General features: G+C 63.4%; 22 protein-coding genes. 11 read left to right on the top strand and 11 right to left on the bottom strand.

Annotated elements, in window-relative coordinates; genetic code table 11:
• Positions 1 to 214 precede the first annotated feature (214 nt).
• From AD664_RS26240 to AD664_RS26230, 3 genes are all read right to left on the bottom strand, one after another.
• Complete coding sequence (locus tag AD664_RS26240; RefSeq protein ID WP_042732647.1) at positions 215 to 2,122, bottom strand: PhoX family phosphatase; 1,908 nt, start codon at positions 2,120 to 2,122, stop codon at positions 215 to 217.
• A gap of 66 nt (positions 2,123 to 2,188) precedes the next feature.
• Complete coding sequence (locus tag AD664_RS26235; protein ID WP_053151422.1) at positions 2,189 to 2,953, bottom strand: TOBE domain-containing protein; 765 nt, start codon at positions 2,951 to 2,953, stop codon at positions 2,189 to 2,191.
• Positions 2,954 to 3,010: 57 nt separating this feature from the next.
• Positions 3,011 to 3,751 (bottom strand): ComF family protein, encoded by a 741-nt coding sequence (locus tag AD664_RS26230; RefSeq protein ID WP_053151419.1) that lies wholly within the window; start codon positions 3,749 to 3,751, stop codon positions 3,011 to 3,013.
• A gap of 92 nt (positions 3,752 to 3,843) precedes the next feature.
• Here AD664_RS26230 and bioB point away from each other — a divergent pair, with 92 nt between their 5' ends.
• From bioB to AD664_RS27415, 11 genes are all read left to right on the top strand, one after another.
• Positions 3,844 to 4,899 (top strand): biotin synthase BioB, encoded by a 1,056-nt coding sequence (bioB, locus tag AD664_RS26225; protein WP_047735930.1) that lies wholly within the window; start codon positions 3,844 to 3,846, stop codon positions 4,897 to 4,899.
• A 161-nt stretch (positions 4,900 to 5,060) separates the two neighbouring features.
• A complete protein-coding gene (bioF, locus tag AD664_RS26220) occupies positions 5,061 to 6,239 on the top strand; it encodes an 8-amino-7-oxononanoate synthase (protein ID WP_053151416.1) in 1,179 nt (392 codons plus the stop codon).
• Complete coding sequence (locus AD664_RS26215) at positions 6,232 to 6,963, top strand: alpha/beta fold hydrolase (RefSeq protein WP_053151413.1); 732 nt, start codon at positions 6,232 to 6,234, stop codon at positions 6,961 to 6,963. The genes bioF and AD664_RS26215 overlap by 8 nt, the downstream gene beginning before the upstream one ends.
• Positions 6,956 to 7,768: a malonyl-ACP O-methyltransferase BioC gene (gene bioC / locus AD664_RS26210; protein ID WP_047735933.1), complete on the top strand. Its 813-nt coding sequence runs from the start codon at positions 6,956 to 6,958 to the stop codon at positions 7,766 to 7,768. Before AD664_RS26215 ends, bioC begins: the two co-directional genes overlap by 8 nt.
• Positions 7,765 to 8,445 carry a dethiobiotin synthase gene (bioD, locus tag AD664_RS26205; RefSeq protein ID WP_042730673.1) on the top strand — a complete coding sequence of 227 codons (681 nt, stop codon included), beginning with the start codon at positions 7,765 to 7,767 and terminating at the stop codon, positions 8,443 to 8,445. Before bioC ends, bioD begins: the two co-directional genes overlap by 4 nt.
• 108 nt (positions 8,446 to 8,553) lie before the next feature.
• A complete protein-coding gene (locus AD664_RS26200; protein ID WP_042730672.1) occupies positions 8,554 to 8,850 on the top strand; it encodes a hypothetical protein in 297 nt (98 codons plus the stop codon).
• A 275-nt stretch (positions 8,851 to 9,125) separates the two neighbouring features.
• Positions 9,126 to 10,931, top strand: coding sequence for a phenylacyl-CoA dehydrogenase (locus AD664_RS26195; RefSeq protein ID WP_042730671.1), 1,806 nt, complete (start codon positions 9,126 to 9,128; stop codon positions 10,929 to 10,931).
• Positions 10,932 to 11,267: 336 nt separating this feature from the next.
• Positions 11,268 to 12,557 carry a GGDEF domain-containing protein gene (locus AD664_RS26190; RefSeq protein WP_042730670.1) on the top strand — a complete coding sequence of 430 codons (1,290 nt, stop codon included), beginning with the start codon at positions 11,268 to 11,270 and terminating at the stop codon, positions 12,555 to 12,557.
• 91 nt (positions 12,558 to 12,648) lie between these two features.
• The gene (locus AD664_RS26185; protein WP_042730669.1) at positions 12,649 to 14,445 is read left to right on the top strand and encodes an acyl-CoA dehydrogenase C-terminal domain-containing protein; all 1,797 of its coding nucleotides are present in this window, start codon (positions 12,649 to 12,651) and stop codon (positions 14,443 to 14,445) included.
• A gap of 174 nt (positions 14,446 to 14,619) precedes the next feature.
• Complete coding sequence (locus AD664_RS26180; RefSeq protein ID WP_053151410.1) at positions 14,620 to 16,398, top strand: acyl-CoA dehydrogenase C-terminal domain-containing protein; 1,779 nt, start codon at positions 14,620 to 14,622, stop codon at positions 16,396 to 16,398.
• Positions 16,399 to 16,720: 322 nt separating this feature from the next.
• Positions 16,721 to 16,879, top strand: a complete 159-nt coding sequence (locus tag AD664_RS27415; protein ID WP_003177654.1) for a YqaE/Pmp3 family membrane protein — start codon at positions 16,721 to 16,723, stop codon at positions 16,877 to 16,879.
• 123 nt (positions 16,880 to 17,002) lie between these two features.
• Here AD664_RS27415 and AD664_RS26175 read toward each other — a convergent pair whose 3' ends face one another.
• The 8 genes from AD664_RS26175 to AD664_RS26145 all read right to left on the bottom strand — a co-directional run bounded on the left by AD664_RS26175 (position 17,003) and on the right by AD664_RS26145 (position 25,678).
• A complete protein-coding gene (locus AD664_RS26175) occupies positions 17,003 to 18,829 on the bottom strand; it encodes a S9 family peptidase (RefSeq protein WP_053151407.1) in 1,827 nt (608 codons plus the stop codon).
• Positions 18,795 to 19,964, bottom strand: coding sequence for a pyrroloquinoline quinone biosynthesis protein PqqE (pqqE, locus tag AD664_RS26170; protein ID WP_053151404.1), 1,170 nt, complete (start codon positions 19,962 to 19,964; stop codon positions 18,795 to 18,797). Before pqqE ends, AD664_RS26175 begins: the two co-directional genes overlap by 35 nt.
• Positions 19,936 to 20,211, bottom strand: coding sequence for a pyrroloquinoline quinone biosynthesis peptide chaperone PqqD (pqqD, locus tag AD664_RS26165; protein WP_042730665.1), 276 nt, complete (start codon positions 20,209 to 20,211; stop codon positions 19,936 to 19,938). The genes pqqE and pqqD overlap by 29 nt, the downstream gene beginning before the upstream one ends.
• The gene (gene pqqC / locus AD664_RS26160) at positions 20,208 to 20,960 is read right to left on the bottom strand and encodes a pyrroloquinoline-quinone synthase PqqC (RefSeq protein ID WP_053151401.1); all 753 of its coding nucleotides are present in this window, start codon (positions 20,958 to 20,960) and stop codon (positions 20,208 to 20,210) included. Before pqqC ends, pqqD begins: the two co-directional genes overlap by 4 nt.
• Before the next feature lie 213 nt (positions 20,961 to 21,173).
• Positions 21,174 to 22,085: a pyrroloquinoline quinone biosynthesis protein PqqB gene (pqqB, locus tag AD664_RS26155; RefSeq protein WP_053151398.1), complete on the bottom strand. Its 912-nt coding sequence runs from the start codon at positions 22,083 to 22,085 to the stop codon at positions 21,174 to 21,176.
• Positions 22,086 to 22,165: 80 nt separating this feature from the next.
• A complete protein-coding gene (gene pqqA, locus AD664_RS27410; RefSeq protein ID WP_003177660.1) occupies positions 22,166 to 22,240 on the bottom strand; it encodes a pyrroloquinoline quinone precursor peptide PqqA in 75 nt (24 codons plus the stop codon).
• 156 nt (positions 22,241 to 22,396) lie between these two features.
• The gene (pqqF, locus tag AD664_RS26150) at positions 22,397 to 24,835 is read right to left on the bottom strand and encodes a pyrroloquinoline quinone biosynthesis protein PqqF (protein ID WP_053151395.1); all 2,439 of its coding nucleotides are present in this window, start codon (positions 24,833 to 24,835) and stop codon (positions 22,397 to 22,399) included.
• A 48-nt stretch (positions 24,836 to 24,883) separates the two neighbouring features.
• Positions 24,884 to 25,678 carry a carbon-nitrogen hydrolase family protein gene (locus AD664_RS26145; RefSeq protein WP_053151392.1) on the bottom strand — a complete coding sequence of 265 codons (795 nt, stop codon included), beginning with the start codon at positions 25,676 to 25,678 and terminating at the stop codon, positions 24,884 to 24,886.
• Positions 25,679 to 25,683 lie beyond the last annotated feature (5 nt).

The raw sequence follows: 25,683 nt of genomic DNA, 5'->3' as shown, positions 1-25,683 counted from the left end.
GGCGAGGGAGCTTGCTCCCGCTGGGTTGCGTAGCGACCCCAGATATTTATGGGCGCTGCGCACCCAAGCGGGAGCAAGCTCCCTCGCCACAAAAGCAAATGTCAGGCCGATAACGTCGACTGAATCATCGCTTTCGCGAGCAAGCCGCTCCCACATGGGATTTGGGTTTGCCGCCGATTTCCGTGGAAGCAAGCTTGCTGGCATTGAGGCGCTATCAGGCCGCGCCGATCACCCCGCCGTCCTCACGGGTAATCACCATCACCGATGAACGCGGCTTGCCGTTGGGCAGGTGCTCGGGAAAGGTCGAACCGCCGTTTTCGCCAGGGTGCTGGATCCCGACGAACAGGCTCCTGTGGTCCGGCGCGAAGCTGATGCCGGTCACTTCGCAGCCCACCGGCCCGACCATGAAGCGGCGGATCTCTCCGCTGTTGGGATCGGCGCAGAGCATCTGGTTGTTGCCCATGCCGGCGAAGTCGCCGGTGTTGCTGACGTCACCGTCGGTGAGGATCCACAGCCGACCCGCTTTGTCGAAGCCCAAGCCATCGGGGCTGTTGAACATGTTCTGCGGGGTGATGTTCGACGACCCGGCTTTCGGCGTACCGGCGTGGACCGTGGGGTTGCCCGCGACCACGAACAGGTCCCAGTCGAAGGTCTTGGAGGCGTGATCGTCGCGGCTGGTGCGCCAGCGCAGGATCTGCCCGTAGACGTTCTTGGCCCGCGGGTTCGGCCCGCCCACCGGCTGGCCGTCTTCGCCGCGCTTGGAGTTGTTGGTCAGGGTGCAATAGACCTGGCCGTCTTTCGGGCTCACCACGATCCACTCCGGTCGGTCCATGCGCGTGGCACCCACGGCGCTGGCGGCCAGGCGGGCATGGATCAGCACTTCGGCCTGGTCGGCGAAACCGCTGCTGGCGTCCAGGCCGTTCTTGCCGTGGGTCAGCTCGATCCACTGGCCCTTGCCTTTGGGATGATCGGGGTTGGCGTCGCCGGCGTCGAAGCGCGCCACGTACAAGGTGCCATGGTCCAGCAGGTTGCGGTTGGCCTTGGCGTTGCGGGGGTTGATGCGCTCGCGGCTGACGAACTTGTAGATGAACTCACCGCGTTCATCGTCGCCCATGTACACCACGGCGCGACCGTCATTGGTTTGCGCCAGCGCGGCGTTTTCATGCTTGAAGCGACCCAGGGCGGTGCGCTTGACCGGGGTGGAGTCTGGATCGAACGGGTCGATTTCTACCACCCAGCCATGACGGTTGAGTTCGTTGGGGTTCTTCGCCAGGTCGAAGCGCGGATCGAACAGGTGCCAGTTGATCTCGCGGCTGGTGACGGTGGCGCCGTAGCGTTTTTGCGCCTCATCGAACTGCAAGTCGGATTGGCTGCTGCCGAAGCAATCGGTGAAATTTTCTTCGCAGGTCAGATAGGTGCCCCACGGCGTCATGCCGTTGGCGCAGTTCTGGAACGTGCCCAGCACTTTCTTGCCGCTCTTGTCGGCGCTGGTCTTGAGCAACTCGTGACCGGCCGCCGGGCCGCGCAGGCGAATCGGCGTATTGCCGTGGATCCTGCGGTTGTAGCGCGACTCCTGGACGAACTGCCACTGGCCGCCGCGACGGCGCTGGACCTCGATCACCGAGACCCCCTCGCTGGCCTGGGCCTTGTGCACGTCCTCGGCCGATTGCGGCTGGCCGCCGTGGGCGAACAGGTAGCGGTAGTTGGTGTATTCGTTGTTGATCGCCATCAGCGCCCGATTGTTGTCACCGGGGAACGGGAACAGGCTCATGCCGTCGTTGTTGTCGCCGAACTGCATTTCCTGGGCGCGGGCGGTGCCGTTGCCGCTGGGGTCGAACGCCGGTGCGTTTTTCTGCAGCGGCTGGCCCCAACTGATCAGCACCGAGGACTTGTAGCCTGGCGGCAGAGTGATGGTGTCGGTGGTTGCGGCGGCGATGCTGTTGAAACCCAGCAGCCTGCTGTTGCCTTCGCTCACGGCGGCGGCCATGACGCTGCGACTCAGCAGGTTGCCGCCCAGGAACATGGCGGCGCCACACAGGGCGCCGGCGCTGATGAAACCACGACGGCTGAGGCCGACGATCTTTTCCAGGTCGGTGGATTGGTTTTCTTCTAATAGGCTCATTTCAGGCTCCCTGCTGGTTTTGGCAGTCACCTTAAAGCGGGTCGATGAAGCTATTGTTGCAGCGCGCTACAGCGGTGTGCCGAGCAGCACATTCGTGGGCGAAAACCTCACCTGCACCGCGCCGCCGACCTCCAGTTGTCGCTCGTGCAATTGCAGCGGATCGGCCAGGGCGCAGAGGGTCTGGCCATTGGGCAAGCCGATCCGCACCTCGCTGGGGCCGTTTTCAGCGGCGACAACCTGCTCGATCAGGCCTTGCAGGGCGTTGTCACCGGCCATGGCCGGCTGCCCGGCGGGGTACAGTTCCAGCCAGCCGGCCTTGATCAGGGCGACCACTTCGGTGCCGATTGCCAGTTCCAGGCGGACCGTGCTGTCGTGGGTGATCCGTGCCTCGATGACCAGCCCCCGGGCCAGCTCCAGGCGTATCCGGTCGTTGTGGCCGATGGCTTCGATCCCGATGACTTTGCCGTGCAACTGGTTGCGCGCGCTGGTGCGCAACATCAGGCGTCCCAGCAGGCCAAGGTCTGCGGTGTCTTCGCTCGCTTCGAGCAATTGCGCCTGCAAGGTTTGCAGGCGCAAATACAGGCGCAACACCCGTTGCCCTTCCTCGGACAACCTGGCGCCGCCACCGCCCTTGCCGCCGACACTGCGCTCCACCAGCGGTTGGTCCGCCAGGTTGTTCAATTCATCGATGGCGTCCCACGCCGCCTTGTAGCTCAGGCCCGCGCTCTTGGCGGCGCGGGTGATCGAGCCTTGTTCGGCGATGTGCTGAAGCAGGGCGATGCGTTGTGGGCGGCGGACAATGTGTTGGGTCAGGAGCGTAGGCAATGACATGACGAAAAACTGCGTGCAGGAGTGATCGGCCGACGTTGGCGGCTTGGGCGCCGCGCGTCAAGCCGGCTCCGCCGCTTTCGGCGTGCGCGCCAGGCAATACACGTCGACCCGCGCCGCGCCGGCCTCCAGCAGCAGGCGCGTCAGGGCCTGGGCGGTGGCACCCGTGGTGAGCACATCGTCCACGAGCGCCAGGTGGCGGTTGCGCAGTTGCGCCTCGGGGGCCAAGGCAAAGGCTCGGTGCAGGTTCTGCCGCCGCGCCTTGGCATCGAGCGCCTGTTGCGCGGGGGTGTCCTGGACGCGGCGCAGCCAGTGTTCTTCGCACGCAAGGCCCAACGGCTGGCTGAGCCAGCGAGCCAGCAGAGCGGCCTGGTTGAAGCCCCGCTGGCGCAGGCGCGGCGCGGCCAGGGGCACCGGCAGCAGCGCGTCGGGGCGCTCCAGGCCTTCGTCGAACTGGTGTTGCAGCGACTGCGCCAACAGCTCGCCCATCAGCCGGCCGAGGGGCCATTTCGCCTGATGCTTGAAACGGGTGATCAAGCTGTCCACGGGGAAATCATAGGCCCAGGGCGCCAGCACCCGCTCGAATGCTGGCGGCTGTGCGGCACACTGTCCACAGCGCAGCCCGGCCATGGGCAATGGCAAGGCGCAGACGCTGCATTGATCGCCAAGCCAGGGCAGGTCGGCCTCGCACGGCGTGCAGATCGGCTGTGGCGTGTCGGTGGTGTCACCGCATAACAGACAGGATTGTTTGTTTTTTAGCCAGATGTAAACCGGCCCTTCGTATCGTGGTTGACAGCGCATGACTCTTCCTTAAATATGCCGAACATCCGTGTCGCGCCTGTGGGTATTGCGTAAACCCAAGGCGCCAGCCAAGCATAATCAAGGAATTGCCCATGAGCGCCAGCACCACTGCCAACCTGCGTCATGACTGGTCTTTGGCCGAAGTCAAAGCACTCTTCGTCCAGCCATTCAACGACCTGCTGTTCCAGGCGCAGACCGTGCACCGCGCACACTTCGACGCCAACCGCGTCCAGGTTTCCACGCTGCTGTCGATCAAGACCGGCGCGTGCCCGGAAGATTGCAAATATTGTCCGCAGTCCGGCCACTACAACACCGGGCTGGATAAAGAGAAGTTGCTGGAAGTGCAGAAGGTCCTCGAAGAGGCCGCGCGCGCCAAGGCCATTGGTTCGACCCGTTTCTGCATGGGCGCGGCCTGGAAGCATCCTTCGGCCAAGGACATGCCGTACGTGCTGGAGATGGTCAAGGGCGTGAAGGCCATGGGCCTGGAAACCTGCATGACCCTGGGCCGGCTCGACCAAGAGCAGACCCAGGCGCTGGCCCAGGCCGGCCTGGACTACTACAACCACAACCTCGACACCTCGCCGGAGTTCTACACCAGCATCATCACCACCCGCACCTACAGCGAGCGCCTGCAAACCCTGGCCTACGTGCGTGACTCGGGGATGAAGATCTGCTCCGGTGGCATCCTCGGCATGGGCGAGTCCCTGGACGATCGCGCCAACCTGCTGATCCAGTTGGCCAACCTGCCAGAGCATCCTGAATCGGTGCCGATCAACATGCTGGTCAAGGTCGCCGGCACGCCGCTGGAAAACGCCGAGGACGTCGATCCGTTCGACTTCATCCGCATGCTCGCCGTGGCGCGGATCCTGATGCCCAAATCCCATGTGCGCCTGTCTGCCGGCCGTGAAGCGATGAACGAGCAGATGCAGGCCCTGGCCTTCCTGGCCGGCGCGAACTCGATTTTCTACGGCGACAAACTGCTGACCACCGCCAACCCCCAGGCCGACAAGGACATGCAACTGTTCGCGCGCCTCGGCATCCAGCCCGAAGCCCGTGAAGAGCACGCCGACGAAGTGCACCAGGCCGCGATTGAACAGGCGCTGGTGGAGCACAAGAGCAGCGAGCAGTTCTACAACGCGGCGGTTTGACCACTCTCCGATACCTGGATTGGAATGCAAGACCCTGTGGGAGCGAGCTTGCTCGCGATGGCGATGGAACATTTACATTTATGTCGACTGACACACCGCTATCGCGAGCAAGCTCGCTCCCACAAGAGGCTTTGGCCAGTCTTTAAACAGTTGAGGCCTGCATGCCCTTCGATCTCGCCGCACGCCTGGCTGCCCGTCGTGCCGACAACCTCTATCGCCAGCGTCCGCTGCTGGAAAGCCCCCAAGGGCCGGACGTGGTGGTGGACGGCCAGCCATTGCTGGCGTTCTGCAACAACGACTACCTGGGTCTGGCGAACCACCCGCAGGTGATCGAAGCCTGGCGCGCCGGTGCGACCCGTTGGGGCGTCGGTGGCGGGGCTTCCCACCTGGTAATCGGCCACAGCGGCCCGCACCACGCCCTAGAGGAAGCCCTGGCTGACTTGACCGGCCGGCCGCGGGCGTTGCTGTTCACCACCGGCTACATGGCCAACCTCGGCGCGGTGACCGCGCTGGTGGGGCAGGGCGACACGGTGCTGGAAGACCGGCTCAATCACGCCTCGTTGCTCGACGCCGGGTTGTTGTCCGGCGCACGGTTCAACCGTTACCTGCACAACGACGCCCGGAGCCTGGCCACTCGCCTGGAGAAAGCCACCGGCAATACCCTGGTGGTCACCGACGGCGTGTTCAGCATGGACGGCGACATTGCCGACCTGCCGGCCCTGGCCCGTGAAGCCAAGGCCAGGGGCGCCTGGCTGATGGTCGACGATGCCCACGGTTTCGGCCCGTTGGGCGCCCAGGGCGGCGGCGTCGTCGAGCACTTCGGCTTGAGCCAGGACGACGTCCCCGTGCTGGTGGGTACCCTGGGCAAGGCGTTCGGCACCGCCGGGGCGTTCGTCGCCGGCAGTGAAGAGCTGATCGAGAGCCTGATCCAGTTCGCCCGCCCCTACATCTACACCACCAGCCAACCGCCGGCCCTGGCCTGCGCCACGCTCAAGAGCCTTGAGTTGCTGCGCAGCGAGCATTGGCGACGCGAGCACTTGCAGGTGCTGATCCGCCAGTTCCGCCAGGGGGCCGAGCAGATCGGCCTGCAGTTGATGGACAGCTTCACGCCGATCCAGCCGATTCTGGTGGGCGATGCGGGACACGCGCTGCGCCTGTCGCAAATGTTGCGTGAGCGCGGGCTGATGGTCACCGCCATCCGTCCCCCTACCGTGCCGGCCGGCAGCGCCCGTTTGCGCGTGACCTTGACGGCCGCCCACAGCGAGGTTCAGGTGCAGCGCCTGCTCGAAGCCCTGGCCGATTGTTTTGCCCAATTGCGAAAGGAGCCCAGCCATGCGTGATCGACTGATCCTGCTGCCCGGTTGGGGCCTGGGCATTTCACCGCTGGAGCCGTTGGCGGCTGCGCTGCAAGGGCTCGATGAGCACCTGCGGGTGGAGATCGAACCGTTGCCAGCGCTGGCGTCGAGTGATCCTGACGAATGGCTCGACGAGCTGGACGCCGCCATCCCCGAGGATGCCTGGCTCGGCGGCTGGTCCCTTGGCGGCATGCTCGCCTCGGCACTGGCGGCGCGGCGCGGCGAGCGCTGCTGTGGCCTGCTGACCCTGGCCAGCAACGCCGCGTTCGTCGCCCAAGAGCAGTGGTCGAACGCGATGGCGGCAGACACTTTCAATGGGTTTGTGGCCGGGTGTGCCGACGATCCGCGCCAGACCCTCAAGCGCTTCAGCATGCTGTGCGCCCAGGGGTGCAGCGACCCGCGCGGGTTGTCGCGCTTGCTGCTGGCCGGTGCACCGAACACCTCGCCCGAGGTCTTGATCGCCGGGTTGCAGGTGCTGGCGCAACTGGATACCCGCGCCGCGTTGCAGGGCTTTCGGGGGCCGCAACTGCACCTGTTCGCCGGGCTCGATGCCTTGGTGCCGGCCGAAGCGGCGGGTGAATTGCTCGCGCTGTTGCCGGATGTCGAAATCGGCCTGATCGAACAGGCCGGCCATGGATTCCTCCTGGAAGACCCCCACGGTGTGGCGGGGGCTATCCAGGCTTTTTTGCACGAGTGCGGTGATGACTGATTTGTCTCTCGTGACATTACCCGGTGCCTTACCGGACAAGCGTCAGGTGGCGGCTTCGTTCTCCCGGGCGGCGACGAGCTATGACAGCGTTGCAGCGTTGCAGCGTGACGTGGGCGAACAGTTGCTGGAGCGGTTGCCGCCATCGCTCACCCCACCGCGTTGGGTAGACCTGGGCTGTGGCACCGGGTATTTCACCCGGGCGCTGGCGGCGCGCTTTGGCGAGGCGGGCGGGCTGGCGCTGGACATTGCCGAAGGCATGCTGAACCACGCCCGCCCACAAGGCGGCGCCGCGCATTTTGTCGCCGCTGACGCCGAGCGGCTACCCTTGCAGGCATCGAGTTGCGAGCTGGTGTTCTCCAGCCTGGCGGTGCAATGGTGTGCGGATTTCGCGTCGGTGTTGAGTGAGGCCCGACGTGTCCTGAAACCCGGCGGTGTGCTGGCCTTTACCAGCCTGTGTGTCGGTACGTTGTACGAACTGCGCGACAGCTGGCGTCAGGTGGATGGCCTGGTGCACGTCAACCGTTTCCGCGGGTTCGACACCTACCAGCAGCTGTGCGCCGCCAGCGGCCTGAATGTGCTCAGCCTTGAAAGCCGTCCCCATGTCCTGCACTACCCTGATGTGCGCAGCCTGACCCACGAACTGAAAGCGTTGGGTGCGCACAATCTGAACCCAGGTCGACCCGGAGGCCTGACGGGCAGGGCGCGGATCCTGGCGCTGGTCGAGGCGTATGAGCAGTTTCGCCAGGCGCAAGGGCTGCCGGCGACTTACCAGGTGGTCTACGCCGTTTTGGAGAAACCGCTATGAGCCAGGCCTATTTCATCACCGGCACTGACACCGACGTGGGCAAGACCACTGTCGCGGCGGGGCTGCTGCACGCGGCGCGACAGGCCGGCAGGAGCACCGCCGCCGGCAAGCCCGTGGCGTCCGGTTGCGAGGTCACGCCCAAAGGCCTGCGCAATGCCGACGCCCTGGCATTGCTGGCCGAGTGCTCGGTGCCGCTTGCTTATGCGCAGGTCAATCCGGTGGCGTTCGAACCGGCCATCGCGCCGCATCTGGCGGCGCGGGAGGCGGGCGTGGCCTTGACCGTTCAATCGTTGCTGGGGCCGATGCGTGACGTGCTGGCCCTGGGCGCCGATTTCACCCTGATCGAAGGCGCCGGTGGCTGGCGCGTGCCGCTGGCCGACCAGGATAATCTCTCGGACCTGGCCATGGCCTTGGGCCTGCCGGTGATCCTGGTGGTGGGCGTGCGCCTGGGCTGCATCAGCCATGCGTTGCTGACCGCCGAGGCCATCGCCCGGGACGGCCTGCAACTGGCCGGCTGGGTGGCGAACATCATCGACCCCAAGACCTCGCGCCTGGAAGAAAACCTCGCCACCCTGGCCGAGCGCCTCCCCGCGCCGTGCCTGGGGCGGGTCCCGAAAATCAAGGGCGTGACGGCCGAAATCGTCGCCGATCACTTGCACCTCGACCTGCTGGATTAGGTTTTTCCCTATGATAAGGCAGTGTGCCATTAGTGTTTTTGTCGGGCCTTTTCCGCGCCCTTCTGATTCAATGGCCACTGTCGACCCTTCAAGAAGACGAGTTCTGTCATGCAAATCTCAGGAAATACCGCGTTCTATGCCGGTCTGAGCACGATTCAGACAGGGCAGAACCGTGTCGATCTGGCAGCCGGCCAGGTCGCCAACAACACGATCGAGCGCTCGGTCACCAGCCAGTCCTCCGAAGTCCAGGTGGATCGCCTGCGGTCGGTTGATCGCAGCCAGCAGTCGGATGTGGCCGCCAACATGGTGGAAATGTCCCAAGGCAAGTTCCAGGTGCAACTGGGCGTGAACGTCGCCAAGGCTTCCGACGAAATGCTCGGGACGTTGATCGACACCTTCGCCTGATTCTGTCCCTTGGATTGACCGGAACGCCGCGATGATTCGCGGCGTTTTTGTCTCTAAGGTCTTCTTGCTCAACTAATCTTTTCCCAGGCGTGTCGCGGGTTCTACTGCGTCACCGAATGCCCGTGCCCGAGATTTTCCACAGTCGATGACGAATGGCAAAAGATCGGGCCTTGACAAGGTTTGGGCGTAAACGTATGTTTCAAACAACTGTTTGACCGTCACAACAAATCCACGCGGTCGTTCATTCCCGGTTACATCAGCAGAGGTTTATCGCTATGCCTGACTACAAGGCCCCCTTGCGTGATATTCGCTTCGTACGTGACGAACTGCTCGGTTACGAGGCGCATTATCAGAGCCTTCCGGCTTGCCAGGACGCAACTCCGGACATGGTTGACGCCATTCTCGAAGAAGGCGCCAAGTTTTGTGAGCAGGTGCTGGCACCGCTGAACCGTGTGGGCGACCTCGAAGGCTGCACCTGGAGCGAGTCCGGCGTGAAGACCCCGACCGGGTTCAAGCAGGCCTACAAGCAATTCGTCGAAGGCGGCTGGCCAAGCCTGGCCCATGACGTGGCGCACGGTGGCCAAGGCCTGCCGGAGTCCCTGGGCCTGGCCGTCAGCGAGATGGTCGGTGAAGCCAACTGGTCGTGGGGCATGTACCCGGGCCTGTCCCATGGCGCGATGAACACCATTTCCGAGCACGGTACGCCCGAGCAGCAAGAGGCCTACCTGACCAAGCTGGTGTCTGGCGAATGGACCGGCACCATGTGCCTGACCGAACCGCATTGCGGCACCGACCTGGGCATGCTGCGCACCAAGGCCGAGCCTCAGGCCGATGGTTCCTACAAGGTCACCGGCACCAAGATCTTCATTTCGGCCGGTGAACACGACATGGCCGACAACATCGTCCATATCGTACTGGCACGCCTGCCGGACGCACCGGCCGGTACCAAGGGTATCTCGCTGTTCATCGTGCCGAAGTTCCTGCCTAACGCCGATGGCACCCTCGGCCAGCGCAACGCGGTGAACTGTGGTTCCCTGGAACACAAGATGGGCATCCACGGCAACGCCACTTGCGTGATGAACTTCGACGCGGCCACCGGTTTCCTGATCGGCCCGGCGAACAAAGGCTTGAACTGCATGTTCACCTTCATGAACACCGCACGCCTGGGCACCGCGCTGCAAGGCCTGGCCCACGCCGAGATCGGTTTCCAGGGCGGCCTGAAATACGCCCGTGACCGCCTGCAAATGCGTTCCCTGACCGGCCCGAAAGCGCCGGACAAGGCGGCCGACCCGATCATCGTCCACCCTGACGTGCGTCGCATGCTGCTGACCATGAAAGCCTTCGCCGAAGGTAACCGGGCGATGGTCTACTTCACCGCCAAGCAGGTCGACATCGTCAAGTACGGCGTCGATGAGGAAGAGAAGAAAAAGGCCGATGCGCTGCTGGCGTTCATGACGCCGATCGCCAAGGCGTTCATGACCGAGGTCGGTTTCGAATCGGCCAACCACGGCGTGCAGATCTATGGCGGCCACGGCTTCATTGCCGAATGGGGCATGGAGCAGAACGTTCGCGACAGCCGTATCTCGATGCTGTACGAAGGCACCACCGGCATCCAGGCCCTCGACCTGCTGGGCCGTAAAGTGCTGATGACCCAGGGCGAAGCGCTCAAGGGCTTCACCAAGATCGTCCACAAGTTCTGCCAGGGCAACGAAGGCAACGAAGCGGTCAAGGAGTTCGTAGGGCCTCTGGCTGCGTTGAACAAGGAGTGGGGCGAACTGACCATGAAGGTCGGCATGGCCGCCATGAAAGACCGCGAGGAAGTTGGTGCGGCGTCGGTGGACTACCTGATGTACTCCGGTTACGCCTGCCTGGCCTACTTCTGGGCCGACATGGCTCGCCTGGCAGCGGAAAAACTCGCCGCCGGCACCACCGAAGAGGCGTTCTACACCGCCAAGCTGCAGACTGCGCGCTTCTACTTCCAGCGCATCCTGCCGCGTACCCGTACCCACGTGGCGGCCATGCTGTCGGGTGCCAACAACCTGATGGACATGAAAGAAGAAGACTTCGCGCTGGGCTACTAAGCCTTACGCGGGACTTCCCCAAAGCCGCTGCTTCCCTCGGGATGCAGCGGCTTTTTCATGTCCGCCACAAATATCCCTGTGGGAGCGAGCTTGCTCGCGATAGCGGTGTGTCAGCCCATGGAGGTGCTGGCTGAACAAACGCCATCGCGAGCAAGCTCGCTCCCACAGAGGATCAAAGACGATCCTGAAACAATATTCATCCAGCCGAACCTTAAGAAAACTTTCTCCCCTGCCGTTACAGCGATGGCAGTGTGACATCTGTCACATCCTGCGTGCCTTGTTGCGGTAATAGCAGGCACAATGCCATCTTTGGTCAGCCGGGTCGGAGCTTTACCCTTGCCGCGTTCTTCCGCTGTACGTTTCAGCCATTTCCTACCCTCATTGCTGCTATTGCTGGCGGGGCTCGCGGCGGCCTACGTCAAGGACCTCAACGTTTTCTTCACCTCGCTGTTCAATGTCCTGCCAACGTTGGTGCTGCTGCTGGGCGGGGCGTATTGCTCGGTGTACCGGCGCCAGCGTGAACTGTTTTTGATGGTCACGGTGTACATCGCCTACTTCCTGTTGGACACCCAGACCGACTTCTACCGTGATAACGGCAAGGTGCGTGAAGACGCTGCCGTGGTGTTCCACCTCGTCTGCCTGCTGTTGCCGCTGCTGTTCGGCCTGTTCGCCGCGTGGCAGGAGCGCACCCATCTGTTCCAGGACATGGTGGCGCGGTTCGCGGTGCTGCTGATCTTCGGCAGCGTGGCGCTGGCCCTGGAGCAAAGCTTTCCCCAGGCGCTGCTGCTGTGGCTTTCGGAGATCCGCTGGCCGGCCCTGCACGGGGCCTGGATGAGCCTGATCCAGTTGTCCTACCCGGTGTTCATCGCGGCCTTCTCTTTGCTGGCCTGGCAATACTGGCGCAATCCCCGGCCGTTGCATGCCGCGCAATTGGTGGGGTTGCTGGGTTTGTTCTGGATGTTGCCGAAGACCTTCATCCTGCCGTTTACCCTGAACATCATGTGCAGCCAGGTGATGTTGATGATCGCCGCCGCCGTCGCCCACGAGGCCTATCAAATGGCCTTCCGCGATGAACTGACCGGCTTGCCGGGACGCCGGGCGCTGAACGAGCGCATGCAGCGCCTGGGGCGCAACTATGTGCTGGCGATGAGCGACGTCGACCATTTCAAGAAATTCAACGACACCCACGGCCACGACGTGGGTGACCAGGTGCTGCGCCTGGTGGCCAGCAAACTGTCGAAAATCGGTGGCGGCGGTAGGGCCTATCGCTATGGCGGCGAGGAATTTGCGCTGGTGTTTGCCGGTAAGACCCTCGATGAGTGCATGCCTCACCTGGAGGTCATCCGCCAATCCATCGAGAGCTACAGCATCCAGTTGCGCAACCCCGACAGTCGTCCCCAGGATGATCAGCAGGGCCGACAGCGGCGAGCCGGCGGCAGTGCCTCCAGCGTATCGGTGACCATCAGCATCGGTGTGGCGGAACGGCTCGAGCAGCGCACGCCGGAAGAGGTCCTCAAGTCTGCCGACCAGGCACTCTATAACGCCAAGGGCGCGGGGCGTAATTGCGTGGTCGCCTTTGGCCAGAACCGCCGCGGCGCGGTGCGCATGGAAACTGCCGCGGGTTGAGTGATGACGGCGCATTCAGCGTCTGGACTGTGATTGTGGCCCTCGGTGGCCGGCAGTAGGTTGAAACGATCTGCTACCGGAGAACACCACCATGCCCGAGTACAAAGCCCCGTTGCGCGACATGCGCTTTCTGATCGATCACGTCTTCGATTTCCCTGGCCGTTACGCCGAACTGGGGGCCAGCGATGCCAGCCCGGACATGATCAACGCGATCCTCGAAGAGGGCGCCCGGTTCTGCGAGAACGTGCTGGCGCCTCTTAATCGCTCCGGTGATGAAGAGGGCTGTCATTTCGACAACGGTGTCGTCACCACGCCGGCAGGTTTCAAGCAGGCGTTCGCCCAATACGTGGAAGGCGGCTGGCACGGGCTCGCGGCGGATCCGGCGTATGGCGGCCAGGGCCTGCCCAGTTCCCTGGGGCTGGTCATCAGCGAGATGGTCGGCTCCAGCAACACTTCATGGGGCATGTACCCGGGCCTGACGCACGGCGCGATGTCGGCCATCCACGCCCACGGCACCGAAGCCCAGAAGCAGACCTACCTGAGCAAACTCACCGCCGGTCAATGGACCGGCACTATGTGCCTCACCGAAGCCCACTGCGGCACCGACCTGGGCATTATCAAGACCCGCGCCGTGCCCCAGGCCGACGGCAGCTATGGGATCACCGGCAGCAAGATCTTCATTTCCGCCGGCGAACACGACATGAGCGAGAACATCGTCCATCTGGTCCTCGCCAAGCTGCCGGACGCGCCGGCCGGGACCAAAGGCATTTCGTTGTTCATCGTGCCCAAGTTCCTGCCCGACGCCACGGGTGAAGCCGGCGAGCGCAATGGCGTGTCCTGTGGCTCGATCGAACACAAGATGGGCATCAAGGCGTCGGCCACCTGCGTGTTGAACTTCGACGAGGCCAAGGGATTCCTGATCGGCGAGCCGAACAAAGGCCTCAATTGCATGTTCACTATGATGAACCACGCCCGGCTCGGCACCGGCATGCAGGGCCTCTGCCTGGGCGAGGCCAGCTTCCAGGGCGCCATCGGCTATGCCAACGACCGCTTGCAGATGCGTTCGCTGACCGGCCCCAAGGCCCCGGAAAAACCCGCCGACCCGATCATCGTCCACCCGGACGTGCGCCGGATGCTGCTGACCATGAAAGCCTTCAATGAAGGTAACCGGGCGCTGACGTACTTCACCGCGCAGTTGCTCGACACCGCGCACCTGAGCGCCGACGAGGCGGCTCGCCAGGAGGCCGAGGACCTGCTGGCCTTCCTCACGCCGATCTGCAAGGCCTTCATGACCGACACCGGGCTCGAGGTGACGAACCACGGCATGCAGGTGTTTGGCGGGCATGGCTTCATTCGCGAATGGGGCATGGAGCAACTGGTGCGGGACTGCCGCATTGCGCCGATCTATGAAGGCACCAACGGCATCCAGGCCCTGGACCTGCTGGGCCGCAAGGTGTTGGGCAGCCAAGGCAAGTTGTTGCGTGGGTTCACCAAGATCGTTCACACGTTCTGTGTCGCGAACGCCGAACATCCGCAGCTCAAGGATTACGTCGCGCAGCTCGACGGGCTCAACCGACAGTGGGGCGAGCTGACTACTCAGGTGGGCATGGCCGCGATGAAAAACCCGGACGAGGTGGGCGCCGCGTCCGTCGACTACCTGATGTACAGCGGTTACATCATCCTGGCCTACCTGTGGTTGCGCATGGCCTTGGTCGCCCAGTCGCACCTGGAGCGCGGCGACGGTGACGGCGATTTCTGCCGCAGCAAACTGGCGACCTGCGAGTTCTACTTCAAGCGTCTGCTGCCGCGCACTGCCGCTCATCGGGCCGCAGTAGAGGCGGGCAGCGATTGCCTGATGCAGCTTCCGGCGGAGTCGTTTGCCTTCTGAGTGGCAGCAACAGGCTTGGCGGGGGCGCTTGCGCCCGTCGAGTCGTTAGTGACTAAAAATAACAATAAAGTCACACGTTGACCCTATGTGTCGTAAAAGTTGTTGAGGTACACTCCGGCCACTGCAAAAACCGTTTTCTTACGAACCAACTGTTTAGATCCTGCGAGGTTTGCCATGGCTGACTACAAAGCGCCCCTGCGCGATATGCGCTTCGTCCTCAATGAAGTGTTCGAGGTCGCAAAACTCTGGGCCGAGTTGCCGGCATTGGCCGAGACCGTCGACGCCGAAACCGTCGAAGCGATTCTCGAAGAAGCCGGCAAAGTCACCAGCAAAAGTATCGCGCCCCTCAGCCGTGCCGCAGACGAAGAAGGCTGCCATTGGGCTGACGGCGCCGTCACCACGCCGGCCGGTTTCCCACAGGCCTACAAGACGTACGCTGAAGGCGGTTGGGTCGGTGTCGGCGGTGATCCGGCGTACGGCGGCATGGGCATGCCCAAGGCGGTCTCGGCCCAGGTCGAGGAAATGGTCAACTCCGCCAGCCTGTCCTTCGGCCTGTACCCGATGCTGACGGCCGGCGCCTGCCTGTCGATCAACGCCCACGCCAGCGAAGAACTGAAGGCGGCGTATCTGCCGAACATGTACGCCGGCGTCTGGGCAGGCTCCATGTGCCTGACCGAGCCGCACGCTGGCACCGACCTGGGGATCATTCGCACCAAGGCCGAGCCCCAGGCGGACGGCAGCTACAAGGTCAGCGGCACGAAGATCTTCATCACCGGCGGTGAACACGATCTGACCGAAAACATCATCCACCTGGTCCTGGCCAAGTTGCCGGATGCACCAGCGGGCCCGAAAGGCATTTCGTTGTTCCTGGTGCCCAAGTTCCTGGTCAATGCCGATGGCCGCCTGGGCGCGCGCAACGCGGCCCACTGCGGCTCGATCGAGCACAAGATGGGCATCCAGGCGTCCGCCACCTGCGTGATGAACTTCGACGACGCGGTCGGTTATCTGGTTGGCGAACCGAACAAGGGCCTGGCAGCGATGTTCACCATGATGAACTACGAGCGCCTGGGCGTGGGTATCCAGGGCCTGGCCACCGGTGAGCGTTCCTACCAGAACGCCATCGAATATGCCCGTGACCGCCTGCAAAGCCGTTCGCCGACCGGCGCGCAGAACAAGGACAAGGTAGCCGACCCGATCATCGTCCACCCCGACGTGCGTCGGATGCTCTTGACCATGAAAGCCTCGAACGAGGGCGGCCGGGCATTCTCCACTTACGTGGCGATGCAACTGGACACCGCCAAATTCAGCGAAGACGCGGCCACCCGCAAGCGCGCCGAAGACCTAGTGGCGTTGCTGACACCGGTGGCGAAGGCGTTCCTGACCGACCTGGGCCTGGAGACCACCGTCCATGGCCAGCAGATCTTCGGCGGCCACGGCTACATTCGTGAGTGGGGCCAGGAGCAACTGGTGCGTGATGTGCGCATTACCCAGATCTACGAGGGCACCAACGGTATCCAGGCACTGGACCTGGTCGGGCGCAAGATCGTCGGCAGTGGCGGCGCGTTCTACCGCCTGTTCGCCGATGAGATCCGTCATTTCACCAGCACCGCCAGCGGCGACCTGGCCGAGTTCACCCAGCCGCTGAGCGCTGCGCTCGGCACATTGGACGAGCTGACCCAATGGCTGCTGGACCAGGCGAAAACCAACCCCAATGAAATTGGCGCGGCGTCGGTGGAATACCTCCAGGCGTTCGGTTACACCGCGTACGCCTACATGTGGGCGTTGATGGCCAAGGCCGCCCTGGGCAAGGAAGGCGAGGATGATTTCTATGCGAGCAAGCTGGGCACGGCGCGTTTCTATTTCGCCCGTCTGCTGCCGCGCATTCATTCCCTGAGCGCCAGTGTGAAGGCCGGTAGCGAATCGTTGTTCCTGCTGGACGCTGGACAGTTCTGACCTGGGGCGATGTGTAAGCATTTGCTTACACATCGTGCTGGCGATTTCCCTCTACCGGCGGATTGGATCCACCGTTAATCTACTTCACATGGACGTCGCGCAGGATGCGCAAAAGTTACAGCACGGACACGTAGGATTCTGCCAGGAAGGCGGAGTGAAATGGATGTCAGGGAAACAGTCTGCAAAGCCCCGCCTCGGCGGGGTTTTCTTTTGCCCGCGTTTTTATCCGGGGCTTCTTTTCGGTTGTCTCTGAACCCTGACGAGCGGTCAGGTGTCAATGAGCTATATGGCAACGTAGCCATGATCAACCAGGAGCCAACCCATGGATTTTATTCGTATCATCATCGCCATCCTGCTGCCGCCGCTGGGCGTATTCCTGCAAGTGGGCTTCGGCGGGGCTTTCTGGCTGAATATCCTGCTGACGCTGCTGGGCTACATTCCAGGCATCGTTCACGCGGTCTACATCATCGCCAAGCGCTGAAAATTCTTACCGAAACCACTGTGGGAGCGAGCTTGCTCGCGATTGCGGTGTGTCAGTCTGAAAGGGAGATGACTGATCCACAGCAATCGCGAGCAAGCTCGCTCCCACAGGTTCTTCATTTCCCTATAACGCCACCATCACCTTGCGATAGAACAACCACTCATGCTCCAGCGCATGGGCCTGGTTCACCGCCTTGCGAAAACCATGGCGCTCATCCGGATAGTAATGGGCCTCGACCGTGACGCCGTTGTCCTCCAGCGCATGGACCATATCGCGGGTCTGCTGTGGCACGACCACGGCATCCAGTTCCCCTTGAAAGAAGATTACCGGTGTGCGGATTCGATCCGCGTGCAGCAGCGGCGTGCGTGAGCGGTAGCGTTCGACGTCCCGTTGCGGGTCGCCAATCAGCCAGTCCAGGTAATCGCCTTCGAACTTGTGCGTGGCGCGGGCCAGGGAGACAGGGTCGCTGACGCCATAGAGGCTGGCGCCGGCCTGGAACACCTCTCGAAACGCCAGGGCGCAAAGAGCCGTGTAGCCGCCGGCGCTGCCGCCACGGATGAACGCATGGTCACCGTCGACCAGGCCCTGCTCGGCGAGGTAGGCGACCACCGCGCAGGCATCCTCGACATCCACCACCCCCCAATTCAAGTGCAAGGCTTGTCGATAGGCCCGGCCATAGCCGCTGCTGCCACGGTAATTGAGGTCGGCAACGGCGAAGCCGCGGTGGGTCCAATACTGAATGCGAGGATCGAACACCGGGTAGCAGGCCGAGGTGGGGCCACCATGGATGAACACCACCAATGGCGGCTTCTCCTGGCTGTCCATGGCCGGGTAAAAGAAGCCATGGGCCTGACCCGCACCGCTGGGGTAGCACAACGTGCGCGGGCGGCTGACCTGCGCGGCGGGCAACGGCGCGACGCCGCCGGCCAGTACCGCGACGCAGCCACTGTGCCGCTCGATTGCGATCACCGCTGACGGTAGGGTGGGCGAGGCGGCGATGGCATAGATGAACTGCTCGTCCAGGGCCAGGCTGCGAAAGCGCGTGTAGGCACCGGTGTAGTCCTGGCTTGCGTTCCCGCTGCAACACAGGCCCAGCCGACCAAACCCCGCTTCAGTCCAGGTCGCCAGGTAAGCGTGTTCATCAACAGGTAGCCAGGTACGGCCACCCATTTGCCACGGCGCCGGTGCGTGATCGGCTTCAGCGGCGGGCAGTGGTCGCAGGCCGTCGGCCGATTCGACCCAGGGCTGCCAGTAACCGCCGCGATCGGTCAGGCAGTAAAGACGATTCGAAGCATCGAAACGTGGCTGCTGGATGGACTCTTCGGCAGCATCGCCGGCCACATAGCGTGGCTCGCCCCACCCCGAGCCCTTGCGTTCGGCCAGCATCAATCGCGTGGCCGTCCAGGGCTGATGCGGCCGGCTCCATTCGATCCACGCCAGTCGCTGGCCATCGGCACTGACGGTCGGCGAGGCGTAGAAATCCGCGCCTTCGGCCAGCAATTGACGCTGACGGTCCGCCAGGCCGATGGCCACCAGCCGATGCCGATCGGCCTGCTGCTCCACCGCCAGTACCTGGCCACGGGCGACGCTGAGGTCTCCATGGCGACAGTCGCCCGAGGTCAGTGCCACGGGGCGTTCTGCCCCCAGTGCCTGGCGATAGATCTGCTGGTCGGTCTCATTGACGAACACCACGCCCTCGTCGTCCAGGCAAAACGCGCCGCCGCCGTATTCGTAGACGCGGCTGTTGGCGCTGAACCCGTCCGGTGTCAGGCGTTGCGCTTGGGTGCCTTGCCAATGCCAGATCCTGCAGGCCCCATCGCCAGGCCGGTATTCATTCCAGAACAGGCCCAGCGGGCCTACCCGCAGCTCGGCGAAGTCGGTGCCGGCGGCAACGGCCTGGGCGGCGCTGAACGGATCAGCTTTTGGCGATGAGGCGTGAGTTTCGTTCATTGCGAAAGGCCAGTTGCTCGATGGTCTGGGTGGCGTGCTCGGCGTCTTCACGCGCCTGCAGAATCACCCCGTGATGTTCTGACTTGCTGCACACCGGGTCGGCGTTGCTGGCATCGCCCGTCAGCATGAAGGCCTGGCAGCGACAACCACCGAAATCCTGCTCCTTTTCATCGCAGGAACGGCAGGGCTCGGGCATCCAATCGTAGCCGCGAAAGCGGTTGAAGCCGAACGAGTCGTACCAGATGTGCTGCATGCTGTGGTCGCGCACATTGGGAAACTGCACCGGCAACTGTCGGGCGCCGTGACAGGGCAGGGCGGTGCCGTCCGGGGTGACGGTCAGGAAGAGGCTGCCCCAGCCATTCATGCAGGCCTTGGGGCGCTCCTCGTAGTAGTCCGGGGTGACGAAGATCAACTTGCACGGATGCCCATCGGCTTCCAGCCTGGCGCGATATTCGTTGGTAATGCGCTCGGCGCGCACCAATTGTTCCCGGGTGGGCAGCAGCCCGACGCGATTGAGCTGCGCCCAGCCGTAGAACTGGCACGTGGCAAGTTCGACGAAGTCGGCTTCCAGGGCGATGCACAGCTCGATGATGCGGTCGATCCTGTCGATGTTGTGCCGGTGGGTGACGAAGTTCAGCACCATCGGATAACCGTGGGCCTTCACCGCCCGGGCCATTTCGAGTTTTTGCGCGAAGGCTTTCTTCGAGCCGGCCAGCAGGTTGTTCACCTGTTCGTCGCTGGCCTGGAAGCTGATCTGGATATGGTCCAGGCCGGCCTTCTTGAAGTCGCTGATCTTCTGCTCGGTCAAGCCGATGCCGGAGGTGATCAGGTTGGTGTAGAAGCCCAGCTTGCGCGCTTCGCCGATCAGTTCGGCCAGGTCCTGGCGCACCAGCGGCTCGCCACCGGAAAAGCCCAACTGCGCGGCGCCCATCTCGCGGGCTTCGCGAAAGACCTTGAACCACTGCTCGGTGCTCAACTCCTTGCCTTGTTCGGCGAAGTCCAGCGGGTTGGAGCAGTACGGGCATTGCAGCGGGCAGCGATAAGTCAGCTCCGCCAGCAACCACAGCGGCAGACCGACTTCGGGTTTGGCCGGCAGGCCGCTGGCCTCAGGCAAGTTCGATCCAGTGTTCTGCACGGGCGACCTCCATGAATTGCTCGATGTCGTCACCAAGTTCCGGCACGTCCGGAAACTGTTTGGCCAGTTCGCCGATAATGGCCGCGACATCCCGCTCGCCGTCGATCAGGCCGCCGATCAGCGCCGCGCTGTCGTTGAGCTTGATCATGCCTTCAGGATAGAGCAGCACGTGGCCTTTCTGTGCCGGTTCGTACTGGAAGCGATAGCCGGGACGCCAGCGAGGGGTTTTGCTGCGGTCGAAACTCATAGGGGGATTCCTGTGTGCCACACCCGGTCTCCGGTCACGCTGTGATAGGGCGGGCGATTCAATTCGTAGGCCATGCTCATGGCGTCGAGCATGCTCCAGAGGATGTCCAGTTTGAACTGGAGGATTTGCAGCATGCGCTCCTGGCCTTCGCGAGTGGTGTAGTGCTGCAGGGTAATTGCCAGCCCATGTTCGACATCGCGACGGGCCTGGCCCAGGCGGGTGCGGAAGTACTCATAGCCGGCCGGGTCGATCCACGGGTAATGCTGTGGCCAGCTGTCCAGGCGCGACTGGTGGATCTGCGGGGCGAACAATTCGGTCAACGAGCTGCTGGCGGCTTCTTGCCAGGACGCCCGGCGGGCAAAGTTGACGTAGGCGTCCACGGCGAAGCGAACCCCCGGCAGCACCAGCTCCTGGGAGCGCAGTTGATCGGGGTCCAGGCCCACCGCCTGGCCCAGCCGCAACCAGGCTTCGATGCCGCCGTCTTCGCCGGGCGCGCCATCATGGTCGAGCAGGCGCTGGATCCACTCGCGACGGATTTCCCGGTCCGGGCAATTGGCCAGGATTGCGGCATCCTTGAGCGGGATGTTCACCTGGTAGTAAAAGCGATTCGCGACCCAGCCCTGGATCTGCTCGCGAGTGGCGCGGCCTTCATACATCGCCACGTGATACGGGTGATGGATGTGGTAATACGCACCCTTGGCACGCAGGGCCGCTTCGAACTCGGCGGGGGACAGGGGGGTGTCAGTCATTTTGATTCTCCGGGAAATGCCCGTGGGGTCTGTGGCGTCAGGGCTGGCCCCATCGCGAGCAAGCTCGCTCCCACAGTAATTCGAGTTGCATTGGATATCTGATTCACAGCAAAACCAGTGTGGGAGCGGGCTTGCTCGCGAAGGCGTCCTATCAGCCAGCACAAGCGTTGACTGACGCACCGCAAGCTCACCCCCACATTGGTTTCGCCCTTCTTACAACTCAATACTCATTCCGTCGTAAGACACTTCAATCTTTCGGCGTACAAGCTCGGCCCGCTCGGGCGAGTCTTCGTCCAAGATCGGGTTGGTGTTGTTGATATGGATAAGGATCTTGCGCTGATCGGGCAGTTGTTCCAGCACCTCCAGCATCCCGCCGGGGCCGTTCTGGGCCAGGTGCCCCATCTCCCGGCCGGTGCGGGTGCCGACGCCACGACGTTGCATCTCATCGTCGTCCCACATTGTGCCGTCCACCAGCAGGCAGTCGCTGCCGGCCATGATCTCCAGCAGCGGCCCATCGACCTTGCCCAGGCCCGGAGCGTAGAACAGCTTGCCGCCGGTGCGCAGGTCTTCGACGATCAGGCCGATGTTATCGCCCGGGTGCGGGTCGAAGCGGTGCGGTGAATAGGGCGGCGCGGCGCTGCGCAGGGGCAGTGGCGTGAAACGCAGGTTCGGGCAGGCGGCGATGGTGAAGCTCTGGTCGAGCTCGATACGATTCCAGCTCAACCCGCCGTTCCAGTGGGTCAGCATGTTGAACAGCGGGAAACCGGTGCTCAGGTCCTCATGGACCATGTCGGTGCACCACACCTGGTGCGGGCAGCCTTCGCGCAGGCTGAGCAGGCCGGTGGTGTGGTCGATCTGGCTGTCCATCAGGATGATGGCGCCAATGCCGGTGTCCCGCAGGGCCCGGCCAGGCTGCATCGGGGCGAAGCTTTGGAGTTGCGCGCGAATGTCCGGGGAAGCGTTGCACAACACCCAACTCACGCCGTCATCGGAAATCGCGATGGACGACTGGGTGCGCGCCTGGGCCCGCAGGCTGCCGTTGCGAAAACCTGCGCAATTGACGCAGTTGCAGTTCCACTGGGGGAAACCGCCGCCGGCGGCGGAACCTAGAATCTGGACAAACATGGCCACTCCATCTGCAAACCAAAATAAAAACGCCCCGGTTGACCGAGGCGTTGTGCTGCGTGCTCAAGTGCCTGCAACGATCAACGGCTGGCGAAGTACATGGTGACTTCGAAACCGATACGCAGGTCGATATATGCGGGTTTGGACCAGGACATGGGAATACTCCTTTGGTTGGGGTGGGACGGTTGGGATCTATACATATAGTCCACCTCCGTTCGGAGATGTTCAGATGCTTAGGCGACTATGTTACTAAATTAAACAATTTCCAGGCCGCGATTCTCGGAGAAAGCTCTTTGCAGCGCCGGTAACGATCAGTCCCAGCTTTGCCACGGCGAACCCCCGCCGACCTCGTTGGCCAGGCAGAACCAGCCGCCTTCGGCATCGATCAGGCGCTGGGCGGCTGCCATCAACCGTGTCCGGTCCACCTGTTGGAGAGCCTCAGGCAAGCGTTGGGGGTAATCCGACGGGTGGCCGGCCAGCCGGGCTTGCCAGAGCAGCTCGGCCGCTTGCGCCAGCGGCAGGACATCTCCCTGGAGCTGGGCAGCGAGGCTGCGTTGCGAGTTGCCCAGGGCCAGGTCCTCGGTCTGCTCGATCAGGTCCGGCAGGTCATTGAGGAACTGCTCGATATGCCCGATCAGCGTCGTGGCGCACGCATGGGGCGACTGGACGCCGAACAGCAGGCCGGTGTGCCCGTCGAGCTGTTTCAAGCCACTGAACACGCCATAGCCCAGCTGCAGGTCGACCCGCAGGCGCTGATAAAACGGCGCCTGGCACAACTGCGCCAACAGCCGCCATTCGGCCTCGTCCGACAACGTCGAAGTGGGTGCCGGACAAAACAACAACACGGCGTGTTCGTCGCCATGGGTTTGCAGGGTTTTCCATAGACGCCGTCCTGCGGGCAGCTTCAGCGGATCGGAGTCCTGGCTGCCGATACCTGGCACCCGGGCCAGCACCGGGCCCATTGCCCCTTGAGCCACCGTTGAAAGCCCTACGGCCAGTCCATCCCACTGGGCGCTTGCCCAGAGGTCCTCGTCGCGAGCCCCAATGGGCAATGGCGGTGTCGATAAACGGCTGCAACACTCCGGCAGGGCCTTCAATAGGTGTCGAATTGGCATCTGCGGCGCTTCGTGAGCGGCGCGGGCCGTTGGCAGCGGCTCCCCCAGTTTCGCCAGGACATGTTCGAGCACCGTCGGCATGGGTGATTGCAGGCCCACCAGTTTCAACAGCCATTGGTGGCCGGACGGCTCGAAGGTGACGTTCACGCCGGCCTGGCGGGCATCCTCGTACAGGTCGTGCAAATGCCGGTCGAGCCTGGTCTGAAGGTCCGGCGGTGCCTGGGTGGTCAAGCGCCAGCGCAGGTACACCGCGCCTTCGCGGTTGTGGTTCGCCAGCGCGGGGCTGAACGACATGGGCGAGCGCTCCCGGCGGCCCCGGGAGCGGTCCTGGGCGAAGGTGCGCAACCCGCGATGGGCGCTGGTCTGGCCGCGTATCAGGCCGGCGCGGGGCGCTTCGTCGGGTGTTTGCAGGAAGGGGTTGGGCGCGGGCAAATGCCATTCGCCGATCACATCAGTGGCCGGGTGCAATTGCCTGAGGATTTCCCTGAGCCTCGCGAGGTCGTGCTCCGACAGGGGCGCATCGAGCCCTTCGCTGTCCCAGCGAGCGAGTTGCAACGCCGAACCGGTTTCCTGACGACGCTGCAAGCGGGCGCTGAACGCGCTGCGCGACGACGCCCAGTCATCCTGGCCGGCAAAGAAACCCAGCCAATCGTGGAGTAACGCCTGGATGTCGTTCGACGCTTGATCAGCGATGAGCTTGAGTTCGAGGTGCAACAGCGCTTGCCCGGCAAATTCATGCAACACGCTGGCCTTGAGGCTGTCCGCCAGGCCACGCTGACGCAACGCTGCCAGCAGGCCGCCCGGCTTGCTGGATTCCAGCCACGTGCAGAGAAACGCCAGGGCTTGGGGCGAGGCGTCAGGAAGTTGTTCGAAGGCAAACAGCAGGTCGAGGCTGTCGTTGTCGAGCTGTTGATAGTGGGGCTGGGCCGATGCCATCAACGGCGGCGGCAGTTGCCTGCACACCGCCTCGCCCCTGGGCAGGTGCTGACCGAATTGTTCGGCCAGGGCCTTCAGCGCCTCGACGCTCTGCGGGCCGACGAGGCTCAGGCGCATTTGGCCGCTCTGGTAAAACCGTTGGTAGAAACCGTGCAAGGCCGCTTGGAATTCGGCTTGAGAAACCGCCAGGCTGTCGCGATTGCCGGCATAAAAGCCGCGCAGCGGATGGGTCGCCGACAGCCCATTGTGCAGGGCAAGCCGTCGCTGGGCGGTCGCGTCTTGGGACCAGGCGACGAACTCTGCCTGGAGCACTTCCCGTTCGCGCAACTGATCGGCTTCATCCAGGCGTGGATGCGTAAGCATGTCCCCGAGCCGTTCAAGTCCGCCGCCGAAGGCCGCCGGCGGGACTTCGAAGAAGAAGTCGGTGGTGCGTTCGCTGGTGCGTGCGTTGACCTGACCGCCGTGCCGTTGCACGTAGGCCATCAGGTTCTCGCCGACGGGGAAGCGCTGGGTGCCCAGGAAGAACAGATGTTCGAGCAGATGCGCCATTCCAGGCCAGGCCAGGGGCTCGTCATGGCTGCCGGCCGCCACCCGCAGCACGGCGGCGCTGCGCTTCAGGCCAGGGACGTGACGCACGGTCACCTGCAGGCCGTTGGCCAGGGTTTCAGGAGTCAGGCGAGGGGAATCGGGGGCCGGCATGAGCGCTTCCAGGACAGAGATGCGCTCATGCTAGCGGATTAGACCGGGTCAGTGCTTGTGCAAGTCGCCGTAAAGCTCTGGGCGGCGATCGTGCAAGTAGCTGTAGGCTGTGCGAGCGTCGTCCATCACTTGCCGATCCAGTTCCCCCACGATCAGGGCCTCGTCCAACCCCGCCAACGCGGCCCGGCTGCCATCCGGCGCGGCAATGCTGCTTTGGCCGCAGTACTGCAGTTCACCCTCGTGGCCGCAGTAGTTGGCGTAGGCCACGAAACACTGGTTCTCGATGGCCCGGGCACGCACGGTGACATCGGCGATGAAGTCATAAGGCTGCATGTTGGCGGTCGGCACCAGGATCAGTTCGGCACCGGCCAGGGCCAGGCGCCGGGCGTTCTCCGGGAACTCCAGGTCGTAGCAGATCAACAGGCCGAGCTTCCAGCCATTGAGCTCCACGATCGGCAGCGCGTTGTCCCCGGCGCTGAACATCGCGTGATCGAGATCGCCGAACAAATGGCTTTTGCGGTAGTTGGCCAGGCGCTCGCCCTGGGCGTCGATCAATTGCACCGCGTTGTAGATCTGCCCGTCTTCGCTGCGTTCGGGGTAGCCATAGACAATCGCCAGCCCGGCCGCCTTGGCAATGCGGCCGACCTGTTGCGCCCATTCGCCGTTATAGACCTCGGCCAATACGTTCACCGCGTCGACGCCGATGTTGTAGCCGGTCAGGAACATCTCCGGCAGCACCAGCACATCGGCGCCCCTGGCTTCCAGCGCGATCTGGTGCAGGCGTTGCAGGTTAGCGGCCGGATCCAGTGGCAACGGTGGGCATTGATAGAGGGCTACGCGCATCGACA

Source organism: Pseudomonas sp. P97.38 (assembly GCF_001269745.1).
In the GTDB taxonomy this organism is placed as follows: domain Bacteria; phylum Pseudomonadota; class Gammaproteobacteria; order Pseudomonadales; family Pseudomonadaceae; genus Aquipseudomonas; species Aquipseudomonas chlororaphis_E.
Note: the sequence above shows the minus strand (reverse complement) of the source record. Positions and strands in the feature narration are given on the sequence as shown.